11 protein-coding genes are annotated in these 13731 nt (G+C 48.9%); 1 reads left to right on the top strand and 10 read right to left on the bottom strand.

The window, feature by feature from the left end:
• Window positions 1-92: 92 nt before the first annotated feature.
• Window positions 93-1127, bottom strand: coding sequence for a DMT family transporter (locus tag KGF65_RS08410; protein ID WP_216748340.1), 1035 nt, complete (start codon window positions 1125-1127; stop codon window positions 93-95).
• A gap of 311 nt (window positions 1128-1438) precedes the next feature.
• On the bottom strand, window positions 1439-2401 hold the full coding sequence (locus KGF65_RS08405) for an AEC family transporter (protein WP_216748339.1): 963 nt from the start codon (window positions 2399-2401) through the stop codon (window positions 1439-1441).
• A gap of 307 nt (window positions 2402-2708) precedes the next feature.
• Between KGF65_RS08405 and KGF65_RS08400 the strand changes: the two genes are divergently transcribed.
• A complete protein-coding gene (locus KGF65_RS08400) occupies window positions 2709-3902 on the top strand; it encodes an LCP family protein (protein ID WP_088770025.1) in 1194 nt (397 codons plus the stop codon).
• Between the two features lie 1209 nt (window positions 3903-5111).
• Here the strand turns inward: KGF65_RS08400 and accA are convergent.
• From accA to KGF65_RS08360, 8 genes are all read right to left on the bottom strand, one after another.
• Window positions 5112-5885 carry a carboxyltransferase subunit alpha gene (gene accA / locus KGF65_RS08395; protein ID WP_101874021.1) on the bottom strand — a complete coding sequence of 258 codons (774 nt, stop codon included), beginning with the start codon at window positions 5883-5885 and terminating at the stop codon, window positions 5112-5114.
• Window positions 5878-6681 carry an acetyl-CoA carboxylase carboxyltransferase subunit beta gene (locus KGF65_RS08390; protein ID WP_050339204.1) on the bottom strand — a complete coding sequence of 268 codons (804 nt, stop codon included), beginning with the start codon at window positions 6679-6681 and terminating at the stop codon, window positions 5878-5880. The genes accA and KGF65_RS08390 overlap by 8 nt, the downstream gene beginning before the upstream one ends.
• Entirely contained in the window at window positions 6678-8000 is a 1323-nt protein-coding gene (locus tag KGF65_RS08385) for an acetyl/propionyl/methylcrotonyl-CoA carboxylase subunit alpha (RefSeq protein ID WP_088770028.1), read from the bottom strand. The genes KGF65_RS08390 and KGF65_RS08385 overlap by 4 nt, the downstream gene beginning before the upstream one ends.
• A gap of 2 nt (window positions 8001-8002) precedes the next feature.
• Window positions 8003-8479, bottom strand: coding sequence for a biotin/lipoyl-containing protein (locus KGF65_RS08380; RefSeq protein WP_101874022.1), 477 nt, complete (start codon window positions 8477-8479; stop codon window positions 8003-8005).
• A 15-nt stretch (window positions 8480-8494) separates the two neighbouring features.
• Entirely contained in the window at window positions 8495-9466 is a 972-nt protein-coding gene (locus tag KGF65_RS08375) for a ketoacyl-ACP synthase III (RefSeq protein WP_216748338.1), read from the bottom strand.
• Between the two features lie 242 nt (window positions 9467-9708).
• Window positions 9709-10242, bottom strand: a complete 534-nt coding sequence (locus tag KGF65_RS08370) for a PTS sugar transporter subunit IIB (RefSeq protein ID WP_101874024.1) — start codon at window positions 10240-10242, stop codon at window positions 9709-9711.
• Complete coding sequence (locus tag KGF65_RS08365) at window positions 10239-10658, bottom strand: PTS sugar transporter subunit IIA (protein ID WP_003637743.1); 420 nt, start codon at window positions 10656-10658, stop codon at window positions 10239-10241. The genes KGF65_RS08370 and KGF65_RS08365 overlap by 4 nt, the downstream gene beginning before the upstream one ends.
• A 70-nt stretch (window positions 10659-10728) precedes the next feature.
• The gene (locus tag KGF65_RS08360; RefSeq protein ID WP_216748337.1) at window positions 10729-13581 is read right to left on the bottom strand and encodes a sigma-54-dependent transcriptional regulator; all 2853 of its coding nucleotides are present in this window, start codon (window positions 13579-13581) and stop codon (window positions 10729-10731) included.
• Window positions 13582-13731: the final 150 nt, after the last annotated feature.

The following is a 13731-nucleotide window of genomic DNA, read 5'->3' as shown; positions in this document are numbered from 1 at the left end:
CAAAAATCGGCTCGCAATCTTATCAGTCGTAGCCACCACTAAAAAACGACCAGACTGCGGTTTACCCGCCAATCCAGCCGTTATCAGTTAACTTAGTTTTCTTGATTTGAGACGGCATGTGCCGCATGAGTGGCCTCAGTATCAGCGTCCTCCACTGCTTTAACTGATTCAGCCGCCGTTTGACCAATCGTATTCCCACGTTCACGGAATCGATTACCAACAAATGTGACGACGGAACCGATTAAAATCACCACGATACCAACAATCGTCGTCCATAAAATTTGTTCATGCAAAATCAGTGCGGCCAAAATTGGGGCCAGACCTGGTTTGATGAAAAAGACTAATGAAGCGGTCGAAACATCGGTCTGTTCCATCGCCAAGAAATAGAAGGCGAAGCCCCCACCCGTGACGCAGACGCCGATGAAGAATAACAACCAGAAGTAGTTCATATTGACGTTGACTAAAATTGGAATGGCTGAAAATTGACTTAAGCCAACTGATTTCAAACTAGCCGCAATCGCCGGAATCTTAGTAATCCAAGCTAAAATCAATAATTCGAAAGCCCCGGCAAAGAACGTGAAGCAGGTCATCGTCAACCCGTTCAGCCCCCGTTTGATTGAACCGTAACGTGAAATAATACTATATAAGCCGAAAGTCACCGCTGAACCGATTGCCAGTAGCAGGCCTAACCCGTTCGTTAAATGGGCTGGGTTAACGATGATCAGCAACCCGATGACTGAAATAATGACTGAAATCAAATTGGCACGTCCCATCCGTTCCCGCAGGATCAAATAGGAGAATAATAGCGCAAACACTGGATTACAGCTGAATAATACCGCAACGGTCGAAGCTTGATCAACGGTAATCGCCAATTGATACAGGGACATACTAACAATGACACACACTAACCCCGTCAGCGCAAATAACCGCCAGTCAGCACTCACAAGCTTCCGACCAGTCTGTTTTAGGGCACGCAAGGCAAATGGTAATAATACGACAGCCCCAATGAAAAATCGAATCAAATTCAACTGAATGGGATTAAAGGCACCGCCGGCCATCTTTAGCGCAATTTCCATCGAACTAAACATCAAGGTTGAAATTGCAATGTAAAGATATGCTTTCTTCACGAAACGTTCGCTTCTTTCTTAATCAAAATTTAATACGCAACGTTTTCCAGTATAGCACCATTTTCAGTTAGTTTTCAAATCTGCCGATGGGGCGGCTGACGGGTGCGACTAAATGAAATCGGTTTCCGTGTCAAAACGCACACGGCAAATTGGAACTGATTTAACGGGACTAATCAGTCAACACCCTTAACTAACTTAAACCTGCTAAGCATCGTTAGTTCAGTATCCAATCATAACGCCAAACGGCTTAGCACCACCTACTAACAGGTCGCACTAAGCCGTTTTTCAAAATGATATGGGTCACCGAATCGTTAATGTATCAATCCCGATTGGACGACGACCATCAAAATCGGAATCACGATCAGACTTAACAAAGTCGTCTCAGTCACCATCACCGCCGCATAATCCGCATCCGCACCGTACAGCTTGGAAACGACTGGCGCGTTGGTCATAACCGGCATCGCAGATTGTAAAATGAAGACTTGCTTCATTTCTAACGGAATCGACATCGGAATCAACATCACCGTCATCAAAACCGGTGCGAGGATGAACCGACCGATTAAAATTCCGATACTATCGCGGTCGAAACGCATACTGCTGAGACCAGCATTGGCCATGGAGATTCCAATAAAAATCATCGACAGTGGAATCGTCAAGCCACCAATATAGGAGAAATCATCCATTAAAAAGTTTGGCAGTTTGATATGAGCGATGACCAGCAGGACCCCAATCATGAAGCCCAACAATGGCGGTGAAAAAATCTTCTTGAGCGTTTGTTTCAGATCAAAATTGGCTGACCCAGTGCCGTTACGCTGAATCAGGTACACGCCTAACGTCCAGAAAATCGTCGTGTTGGCCATATAGTAGACCAGCACGTACGGCAATGCACTATTGCCAAACAGTGCCTGGTTGACGGGTAGACCAATGAATACCGTATTCGAATTCAGAAACATCGACGAAAATAAGCCCCGATGGCCCTTCTTGATATTCAACGCCCGCATCACGCCAAACGAAATCCCAAATAGAATCGCCATATTCAGTACTGGAAAACGTAATCCGGGTAACGTCGACAGCAATTTTTCAGCCGTAAATTGCTTCGTGATCGTCGCAATCATATAGGCCGGTAAGGCAATTTGGGTGACTAATCGGGCAATTAATTTGGTGGCACTTTCGTTGAACCAGCCCCACCATGCCAATAAGTACCCCACCGCAATCATCACGATAATCGTCATGACCCCGGAAATACTCTGCACAAAGGTTCCTAAAATCTGCACACTCGGTCTTCCTCTCTTCAACCGTATTGCACGCCATTCAGGCTGCAACCAAGCTATGTAAAATAATAATTCAATGAGAATTATTCAAGTATACCACTGTTTTTAGATGGCTTGTAGGCTAATTTATAGATGGAAACGTTTGACGGCGGTCACAATTTTAATTATAGTGTTCTATAATTGTGTTGCGCTGATAACGGCAGTTTTGATTATTAAAATCTTTTTAAGTTACCCATTTTAAGAACCAAATGCTTGCCAAACAGCATAAAATGACTATTGAGGGAAAAATCTAAAGTGATGAGGAACGAATATGTCTGAAAATAATAACGATAATCAAATGGGGCCACGCCAACGCCGCTACCGCGAGCAACAGGCGCGCAATCCACATTTGAAACCACACAAAAAACGTCCTTGGCTAATTACTTTATTGATCGTGGTCGTCCTGCTAATCATCACCGGTGGCTGGTGGGGCTACAAGACCTGGAATGCCGCTAAGGATACGATGAACACGACTTATCAATCGACGGGGTCCAAGAAGCTCCGGAACGTTGACGCGGTCATCAAGAAAGGCAAACCATTCTCAATTCTATTACTCGGGACCGACACGGGTGCGCTCGGCCGGGGCAAGAACTTCTCTGCTCGGACTGATACGATGATCGTCGCGACCATCAATCCGAAAAAGGAAAGCATGACCTTAACTAGTATTCCACGGGATACGCAAGTCATGATCGACGGCCAGTCTGAAAAGATCAACGCGGCCTACACTATTGGTGGCGCGAGTGGCGCGGTCAAATCCGTTGAAAAACTGCTCGATGTCCCAATCGACTTCTACATGCTGATCAACATGGGTGGCTTGAAGCAAATCATCAATGCCATGGGTGGCGTGACGATTACCCCTAAGATGACCTTCAAGTACGGCCATGCCAATGTTAAGAAGGGTGTCAAAATCAAGCTTAACGGGGCCGCTGCACTGGATTACTCACGGATGCGCTATGATGACCCCCAAGGTGACTACGGTCGTCAAAAACGGCAACGGCAAATCATCATGGCGATGGTTAGTCAATCTAACTCACTAGGTTCAATTGCAAATATTGAAAAGATTACTAAACAACTGTCCAAAAACATGCGGACTGACTTAACTTGGAACGATATGGTCGCGCTCGATACGAAGTACAAGAACGCCTCTCACCACGCTAAGTCCTACACGGTTCAAGGGACGGATTCCATGATTGATGGTCTCTCCTATCAAGTCGCTTCTGCTTCAGAACGTTACAAGAATTCCAAACGAATTCGAAAAGCGCTCGGCCTCTCTACTAGCAGCATCTCAGAATCACTCTTCTCTGAGACGGCTTCTATTACGACCGGCAGCAGTTCAAGTTCTAGTTCGTCAAGCACTACCACAACTAGTGACACGACCACTTATGGCACTAGCACGACCCAAGACACGACGACTCAGGACCAAACAACCACTCAAGATCAAACAACGACAACTAATCAGTATTAATACTGAAAGGACGGCCACTCTGGTCGTCCTTTTTATTTTGTATTAAAGTCGAAATTGCCAGAAACAGAAAAAGTCTAGATTACGCGTTTTGGGCTAGTTATCATTTAACATCAAAACTGATTAAATCATGCTACTTTCCAAGTTCAAAAGCTGCCAGCTGAGGCCCGCTGGAAACAGTGCAAATTAGTGTAAACTTGCAGCACATGTTCGTCCTATCCGGCCTACAGGCATTTCTGACAACGCTGGAACGTGGTGGACACAGATTTAAGCCGGCAACCCACGTCTTAAATACTGGCCTTCCACTAACCAAGCAAAAAACGCTTGCTAAGTGGAATTTCACCACTGAGCATTGTCAGAAACACCTTCCGGCCGGGGATCACATTCGAAAGGCGGATATGTGCGAACTCAACTTTTTGTGAGATTAGCCGTTGGTTCTTACTACACGATTATTTTGACATTCAACTATCAGACTGGCACTAACAATGGCCAAACCTTTTACCCGTAATTTAAGGTTTCTTGACAGGTAGATTCACAGAAATTGTCAGAATCTTTCCTAGTTGACTGAGATAACAAAATATTGAATTCCAAACCAGAGCAATTTTATCGACTACTATCAAGACTAGTTGCCATTGGAACCAGTCAAATAATATCCATGTAATCTTCTCAGTATTTAAACGCTATACAGCATCATCGATTCCACCTTAAAGATTTGCCTAAAGGACTCGACACCTAATATTCAATGGTCAATTGCACCCAGATAGGTGGCCGTTCATCCGCCATTCGAGCGGGTTCCCGACTGTAGGGGCTGGCTGACAATGCTCAAGGGCGAAATTCTTCTTGTCCGGGCGAATTTCCCGGGCTAGAAGAAGACTCGTATTTGAAATTGCGCAGTGGGGTTCTGCGTGAGTTCAAATCGATGTCCGCCCTGTTCCAGCGTTGTCAGCCGGCCCCGGAAGTCGGAATAAGGAGATCACCGGCTGACGAACAATAATCCAGACAATTGGCATGATTTAATCAGGATTCATGCGAAATCAACTAGCACAATGCGTTTAGATGACATAAATCTTCATCAGTGCTGATTAAAGATTACCTGCAGGTTCCTAAAAAGTCACCGACTAGCAACTAGCTAATCGGTGACTTTTTACAATTTATCTTATTATATTGACGCCAAATCCGCTATATCACGCGATCCGACCAGCTTGACTAGCATCAATTAACCGGCCAACTGTCCAAGAACTGCCTAAATTTACGCTCACGTTGCGCAACGAGTTGAGTAGCTGTCAGGGATTTCAGAGGTGCCAGCTGGCGTTCAATCGTTTGATTAATGACAGTAATCAAGTCAGCCTGGTCGTGCGCGATGATTTGGTCGACTAACCCGCGCGCCTGCAACGCATCCGCCGTCATTGGCAACAAGTCAATGGCATCACTGACAGTTTGTTGGCCATGTAAAATCGCAGTGACGGCTTCCGGTGACGCGACGTTGAATAACGCGTCATCTAACATAATGATACGATTGGCGTTTGCAAAAGCTAACGCACCACCACTATGTCCTTCACCTAAAAAGACGACGAGATTAGGCACGGTCAATTGGCCCATCGCGGCAATCATATCGGCAATCGCCTGGCTCTGACCATGACGTTCCGATTCTGGACTCGCATCCGCGCCGGGCATGTTGATCAGACTGACGACCGGCCAGCCGAACTTGGCGGCGTGCTTGATGACCCGCAGCGCAGTTCGGTAACCCGGCACCGTCAATGCGCCACCGTTTTTTTCACGCCGACTTTGAATATCGACACCCCGGTCAACACCCAAGACGGCAAGCTGTTGACCAGTGACCGTTCGACCGAAGCCCGCCGTTAACGCCGCGTCACGGCCGAGCACTCGGTCACCAGTCTGCACCGTCATCGTCGGTAGTAGTGCCTGAATGACCATGGGGGCACTTACCCGGTCAGCGGCGCGTAACCGCTGTAATCGTTTATCCATCGGCTCGTCCCCCAATCCCGTAATTCGCTAATGCCTGGCCCAAATAAGCCTTGAGGCGCGACCGTTCAACGACGGCATCCAACATCCCATTTTCTAGCAATTGGTCCGCCGTTTGAAAATCAGCGGGTAAGTCGCCAGGGGTTGTCTGTTGAATGACCCGCGCCCCGGCGAAACCAATCTTGGCGCCCGCTTCAGCTAACACTAAGTCGCCCTCAAAGGCAAAGCTCGCGGAGACGCCGCCCATCGTTGGGTCGGTAAGTACGGTGATCAATGGCAATTGGTCCTGCGCCAGCCGGGCTAACTCTGCTAAAATCAGGTTCATGCCCACTAAGGCATAAATCCCCTCTTGCATGCGGGCACCACCAGAAGCGGTGACGATCACCAATGGCAACTGCCGAGCACGCGCTTGTTCACTCGCATATAGCAGCCGACGGGTCACCGCCGTATTCAGCGTTCCCATCATAAAATGACTATCCATGACTGCCAGGACGCAGGATTGTTGGGCAATTTGGGCAGTGCCGCAGATGATTGCTTCACTTAAACCGGTCTCCTGCTTAGCGCGTTGCAACTTAGCCAGATAGTCTGGAAACGCCAGTCGATCAACGGTCCGCTCAGGCATTTCAAACGGCTGAAACGTCTCAGCATCGGTCAGTTGTTGGATGCGTTGTGTGGCCGTCAATCGTCGCCAATAGTGACAATAGGGACACTGTTGATCCGTGCCCCATTGTCGTTGATGGACGTGGCGGCCGCAATTAGGACAGGCCGACCACGTACCTGGACTTGGATAATGACTCATTTGGACGCCTCCCAACGCGCTAAGCTGTGAATCGTGTATTGGTCGTTAACGTACGCTGGTCGCGCGACAGTCTGTCGTAGAAAGTCCAGATTGGTCGTTGGTCCCTGCAACTTGACTGCGGCCAACGCCCGCTGCAAGTTGTGAACAGCCGTTATACGGTCGGCCCCAGTGACCATGATTTTGGCGATTAGACCGTCGTACATCGTGACTAAGTGGTCACCTTGATGATAATCCGTATCGATACGGACATTTTCAGGCCACTGTAGCGTTTCAATCTTTGTCTGCGTTACTGGTAACGTCGCTGTCAAACGTGCTTCAATCGCAATACACTGCGGCTGCAGGCCAACGTGTTCCGGAAACGTGACGGCGACCCCCGCCGCTTGTTTGATTTGTTCAGCGACGATATCGATACCGGTGGTCAGCTCCGTCACCCCGTGCTCAACTTGTAGCCGGGTATTCATTTCCATAAAGTAAAACTGGCCATCTGCGAATAAGTATTCAATCGTGCCTAAACTCTGATAATGGGTTCCCGCCAGCAATTGCCGCGATAACTCGTACAAATTCCGCCGTTGTGCGGCCGTCAAAATACTAGCTGGGCTTTCCTCTAAGACCTTTTGCTTATGCAGTTGCAAACTACAATCCCGATCACCCAAAATAAAGAGGTCCTGACCGGTTCCTAGCACCTGCACTTCAATGTGGCGGGCGGTTGTCAGGAACTGCTCCAAGTACATCGCATCGTTTAAAAAGGACGCCGCCGCTTCTTGGCGCGCAGCCCGCAATTGTTGATGGAGTTCATGAGCATCACTAAGAACGCGAATTCCCTTCCCGCCACCGCCGTAACTCGCTTTGAGAACTAGTGGGAAGCCAATCGCAATCGCGGCTTGTTTGATTTCGGGCCAATCCAGGCCTTGGATCGATTGACCAGCCAGTACGGGAACTTGCTGTTGACGGGCAAAGGCCTTCGCCTGGGCTTTGTCCCCCATCAACTTGATCTGTTCAGTCTGGGGGCCAATCCAAGCGATGCCGCATTCCGCACACATCGCGGCAAAATCGGCGTTTTCAGCTAAGAACCCGTAGCCCGGATGAATCGCATCCGCATGCGTATTAATGGCGGCCATCAAAATAGCTTCGGCGTTCAGATATGAGCCACTTGCCGCAGCCGGTCCGATGCACACCACTTCATCCGCCAATCGCGTATAGCCCGCGTGGCGGTCGGCGGTTGAGCACACCGCCACCGTTTGAATATTCAATTGTCGACAGGCCTTGATAATCCGGACGGCGATTTCGCCCCGATTCGCGATTAACAGCTTGCGAAACATAGCTACCGATCCTTTCGCATTGTAAATAAGGGTTGTTCATATTCGACGGTCGCGTTATCCGCAATCAGTACCGCCGTGAGCGTGCCGTCAGCCGGACTCACGAGGGGGTTAAACAACTTCATACTCTCGATTTGGCCCAATTCTTGACCAGCCGTCACTGACTGCCCAACTTGTAAGTCCGGAGCTAAATGGACGACGCCTACCATTGGACTCGGAATCGTGACGTTCGCCGTGTCAGTAGCGCCGATTGCAGCTTCAGTCGTTGTAGATTCAGTGATGGCGGATTCGTTCGTGATGGCTGCCGCCTGATCGTCAGCGGACGGATTTGTCACTGTGTTTGTCGACGCTGCCGCGTTTACTGGTGCAGTGACACTCGGTTTGGTGACGGCAATCTCCAAGTCGCCGGCTTTGACCCGAATTTGTTGATAGCCTTGCCGCGCATACTTCTCGACTAATCGGTCTAAATCTTTTAATTCCATTTTCGCACCCCTCGTCTACTTCTTAATCAATACGGACCCATAGGCTAACCCACCACCAAAGGCCGTGAGTAACGTTGGTCCAGTTAAGGTATCGAATACACTCGCTAACGCCATCGCGACACCAGCTGAGGAGGTGTTGCCTAACTGTTCAACGTTATGCGGAAATTTCGCCATTGGTAACGCTAAGTTGGCCGCGATTTTTTCAATGATTCGTAAATTGGCTTGGTGACAAATGACGTGTTGCAAGTCGTCAGTCGACAGCTTAGCATCCGCAATCACACCACGCATCTGTTCTGGGACGACCGTGGTCGCAAATTGAAAGACGTCGCGCCCAGCTTGGTAGAACGCGTCCGTCTTCGGATAATTGTCCGCTGCAACTTTCGTGATGGGCTGCACGCGGCCCGAATGAATCACTTCAGCGTTACCTTGTGATTGTAACTTTTCAGCTAAAATACTGTTTTCTGCAGGATCCGTCGTTGCTTGCAACAACGCACCACCCGCGCCATCGCCGAAAAAGACGGCCGCGGTCCGGTCTTGAAAGTCCATCATCTTGGAATTGACTTCCGCACTGATAACCATCACGTTCTGATACTGGCCACTACGAATGAATTTATCCGCCGTTGCTAAGCCAAAGGTAAACCCTGCACAAGCGGCACTAAGGTCGAAGGCAAAGGCATTGCTGGCGCCAATATTCGCCTGCACTAAACAAGCGGTGGCTGGTGTCAACGCGTCCGGCGTAATCGTCGTCACTAAAATCAAGTCGATGGCACTAGCTGCCACGCCACTCTTTTGCAGCAACTGCTGGGCGACCTGGGTGGCTAGATCTGAGGTATTCTCATCATTCATGGCATAGTGCCGGGTCTTGATTCCTGTATGAGCTTGAATCCACTCGTCGCTCGTATCCATGATCGTCGCTAATTCGTCATTGTCAACGACGCGTGCCGGAACATACTGTCCCATGGCGGTTAATTTTGTATAAGTTGGCATTTTTAAACCCCCGCTACTTTCCGTTTCAATTAGTTTAATTTTATCAATAAAACCGTGCCGGTCAAAGTTTCCAGCCGGATTTTTGGTAAATCCTTAGAAACCGGCGCTGATTTTGGGCCGCTTCTCACTTGTCCACTGCCGCTTAAACAAAAATAAGATAGTTATCGTAAGAATTGGTTGTGACTTCTTACGTAACTATCTCAAATCGAGTCTCGTATCGAATCGTTTAATTGGCGAATCGGCTATTTCAATTCAGTTTCTGGTTGGCCAGGTGCCGCAAAGCCGTTTTTAGCCAGCAAGGGCATCAAATCGACCTGTTTGTCCGTCGGCACCTTCTGGGCGTAGACTTTTAATCCGGCCGCGGCCAACGCATACAAAGCGTCAGCTTCAGCCTGACCGACGGCGACCGCATTGGTGACCATCACCATTCCGGTTGAAAAAGCGAGGCTGCCAATGTCGACACCTGTCTGGCTAAAATCCAACCCGCCGGCAACGAGGCGCGCCATGTTTTGCGGCGTATCCGTCAGAATCAGTGGTTTGACATTGTCGAACAGGGAATCATGATAGATCTCGATCATCTTGTCGACCGTAATCACATTCGCTTTGACACCCGGTGGCGCCGCTTGAACGATTAAAATCTTGCGCAGTGCATCCCGGGCGACCTCATCAGACACGACTAGAATCCGGTTAGGACTGACACTTTTGGTCCAGACCGTGGCGACCTGCCCGTGCAAGAGCCGACTATCGATCCGCGCCAAGCGAATATCCATCGTCATAGTGGCTCATCTTCCTCGTCTTCTTTTAATAAGTTCAAATGTTTGATACCAATCTTACCCGTCTCTTCCAGGTGGGCGATAACGTCGTCGATTGGTTTGTCTCTGACCGTATAGGCTTCAATCAACATTGGCAGATTCAGGCCGGTGACGAGTCCCATTCGGTCGGTATGTTCAGCGACAATGCGGCTCGCCGCGTTGAATGGGGACCCACCCCATAAGTCGACCATGAACAGGACTTGGTCATCGGCATCAAACCGGTCGACCGCCGCCATCAGTTTTTCAGTCAGGACGCTGGGCTCTTCGTCTAATTGAAACGTGACCGTCTGGACCTTATCCTGCTTGCCAAATATCATGTACGATGAGTCCACGATCCCCCGGGCAAAGCTGCCATGACTCACAACAACAAATGCTAACATCGGTGTTCCCTCCTCAGTCTATAACTAATACTCATTAAGATACATGCAAGAACCATGCCAAGTTAGTGTATCAACTGACCAGGACTTGCGCTTGATGACTCTCTAATAATTGCACAATATAATAATTTTCCGCCGCTGAGAAGGTTAGCTGAAGTTGGTCGGTCAGTTGCTGGTTAGCTGTTTGAATAATCGGATACCACTTGGAAGCCATAATATCGGGCATTTCTTCAGTCGGGGCTGAAATCTCATCCTTGATGGCCGTCCGCTCTAGGGCCCCGGCCAGATGCATGATGAGGTCGATACGAAAGGCGTTGCTCATCTCACCATCCAGATGGGTGGCAATCACTTCGCTATACGCCCATAAAATCCCGGTCAGCTTCTTGGGGTTGAGGAACGTGAAGTAGTCGCCTAAATACCGTTCGCAGAGCTCTGGTGTCAACTGTTGGGCTTCCTCGGCCATCGTCTGTGGCGAATCCATCCCAGTTGCTAGTTGGTCGATAAATTTCTCGCCACCACCCTGCAATAGTTCTTCCAAGGAGATAAACGGCACGTCGAGCTCCGGCTTGGTAATCCCAGTCGCCGCAATAATTTGATAATTCTGACTAATTTGCTGGATACGAGTCTTCATTTCAACGACTGAAATTGGAAAGACTGTAATGCCTTCGATGAAGTTCTGGGCTAACAAACTGTCCAGAATCGTCTTGATGCGTTCAGCGGTTCCCACTCCAGTTGCACAAATCGCAATAATTGCGCGCTGCGGGGTCTTATCCGTCGCTAACGCTGGCTTAACGGTCGCTTTCTGGTCATCAGTTGGCAAGTTACGAGAAATCCGCGAATAACCCTTAAAGCCAACCAGTTCTTGATACATCGAGTCCAAATCGCTGTCGACCAGGCTGGCCTTACGAACGGCTTCCAGTACGACCGGTGTGGTCACCATGTCAATCGTGCGCGTGGCGATGCCAGTCTCCTGTTGAATCCGTTCACCAAAAGTCGTCAGCGACCCCATGTCAACGAGTAACAACACACCCTTGCCCGAATCCATCTTTTCAATGCGCCGTTTGACATGGTCGTACGCCACGCTGGGATCCATATCGAGCGGCATATCGAATGCTTGAATATCGTAGTCATCCAGGAGCTGACCAACGACTTGCGCCATGGAAGAGGCGGTACTCATGCCATGGGCTGCTACTAGCACACCAACCTTGCCATTGAGCTGCATCGATTTCAAGGAAATCAATAAAATGGCGAGGTAATACACTTCGGACTGTGGAATTGGTAGATGATAACGTTCCTCCAAGCCTTTTTTGAGTGTTTCAGCCGCTTTGATTTCAGCCGGATATTCGCGCACCATCGCTAACATATCCGAGCTCATTTGTCGCATCGGTTTACCGGCCTGAATGCGTTTGATAAACGAGCTGACGTGCAAACTGACCGCATAAATAAAGTTATCTTTGAAATTATAACCGAGCATGTCCTGAATCGTCATCTGGGCCGTCTTCGTGAAATCGATAACGTCTTGATCGACGATTTCAGCGAGTTTGTTCTCCGGTGACACTTCTAGTTGATTCTGCTTATAAAACGACTTCAAATGCAAGTTAATGTCCGTCGTAATGAAGCGGTTGATGTGCTCCTTATCCAGCCCTTCACGGCGAAGCAAGGACGCCTTATCCCCAATAATTTCGTATAAATTATAAGGTAACTCATAATTATCATTTTTATTCCGCAACGGTGTCGGACCATCGTTGGGTTTAACGATCAGAACTGGGTCGAGCAACTCTGAGATCGCCCCTAATTCATGACGATTCGACGCCACCGTCATCAGACCACTCCGAATGTTTTGTGGTAAGTCATCCATGGTAATCGTGATTTCACTGTCATTCTCGATGCTATTAACGAAGCCTTGCGCACAGACCAATTGGATATTGGACTTCAACTGGCCGACGTTCCCAAACGTGACCGACCCTAACAAGGCCTGGACGACGTCTTCCGTTAACCGAATCTGCTTATTGATTCGGTTGGCTTCTAATGATAATAACGCTTTCAGCAGTTCCAAACGTTCCTTCGCTGAACGGTGATTGAAGGCCGGGAGTTGAATCGTAATCGGAATCCGACGCACAAAGGTCTGTAACAAGGTACTCTCGGGGTCTTCGGTCGTCGCACAGACGAGGCGCACATTAGCATGGTGACTCTTGGCCGTCTCGCCCAGCCGCGAATAGGTGCCATGATCCATGAAGTAGAAAATCATTTCTTGCCCTTCTGGTGGCAGCCGGTGCACTTCATCCAAGAACAGCATGCCGCCGTCTGCTTCCTGAATCAGCCCATCCTTATCTTCGTTAGCACCCGTAAACGACCCTTTGACGTAACCAAATAAGTGCGACATCAATAATTCAGGGTTATGGGCATAGTCCGCACAGTTGAACGTAATCAACCCTTGTGGATTGGTCAGCACTTGTTGGTTCTCCGCGAAACGATACATGGCGTTTGCAAAGTAAGTCTTCCCTGAACCAGTTGGCCCAATAATCAACGTATTCAAGCCCCGCGGTGGGTACAAAATCGCCGCTTTGGCCTGTTCGACCTGATTAGATAGGCTTTCGTGCGACCCAATCATATTTTCAAAAATATCGGTGGCAGCTGACTTAGGTGCCGTGGTCGTCGTTCCGGTATTCGGCATTCGCTTCGCCATCGTGGCATTCGCTACGTCACTAACAGTGGTTGGCGCGGTTGCTAATTCATCCGTAGCCGGCACATAATGGACTGGCCGGCCAGCTAACTTATGGAGTTGGCCTTCGCGCACGAGTGTATTCAATTCTTTACTAACGTTTGAACGCGCTATCATTAACGCGGTCGCAACCATTTCCGTTGTTAGCCCGTGCGAATCACTGTGCTCGCGGACGTATTCGTATATTTTGGATTTTCTGGTCAAAATCGCCACTCCTTTTTACCAGGCTCAACTATTTTGTTCGATTTGATACACTATAACACACTACATTCTACCATAGTTAGCTGATAATCGACTTTTTAAAGGTCAGTGGGGTATTCCCCCAAAAGGCCCGTCAAGGCAAGTTGCCTATCC

The sequence above is a fragment of the Lactiplantibacillus sp. 30.2.29 genome (assembly GCF_018991255.1).
Classification (GTDB): Bacteria; Bacillota; Bacilli; order Lactobacillales; family Lactobacillaceae; genus Lactiplantibacillus; species Lactiplantibacillus pentosus.
Note: the sequence above shows the minus strand (reverse complement) of the source record. Positions and strands in the feature narration are given on the sequence as shown.

Coding starts and splice junctions, on each gene's coding strand:
- KGF65_RS08400 (WP_088770025.1), top strand. CDS start 2,709: ATGTCTGAAAATAATAACGATAATCAAATGGGGCCACGCCAACGCCGC.
- accA (WP_101874021.1), bottom strand. CDS start 5,885: ATGGATAAACGATTACAGCGGTTACGCGCCGCTGACCGGGTAAGTGCC.
- KGF65_RS08390 (WP_050339204.1), bottom strand. CDS start 6,681: ATGAGTCATTATCCAAGTCCAGGTACGTGGTCGGCCTGTCCTAATTGC.
- KGF65_RS08385 (WP_088770028.1), bottom strand. CDS start 8,000: ATGTTTCGCAAGCTGTTAATCGCGAATCGGGGCGAAATCGCCGTCCGG.
- KGF65_RS08380 (WP_101874022.1), bottom strand. CDS start 8,479: ATGGAATTAAAAGATTTAGACCGATTAGTCGAGAAGTATGCGCGGCAA.
- KGF65_RS08375 (WP_216748338.1), bottom strand. CDS start 9,466: ATGCCAACTTATACAAAATTAACCGCCATGGGACAGTATGTTCCGGCA.
- KGF65_RS08370 (WP_101874024.1), bottom strand. CDS start 10,242: ATGACGATGGATATTCGCTTGGCGCGGATCGATAGTCGGCTCTTGCAC.
- KGF65_RS08365 (WP_003637743.1), bottom strand. CDS start 10,658: ATGTTAGCATTTGTTGTTGTGAGTCATGGCAGCTTTGCCCGGGGGATC.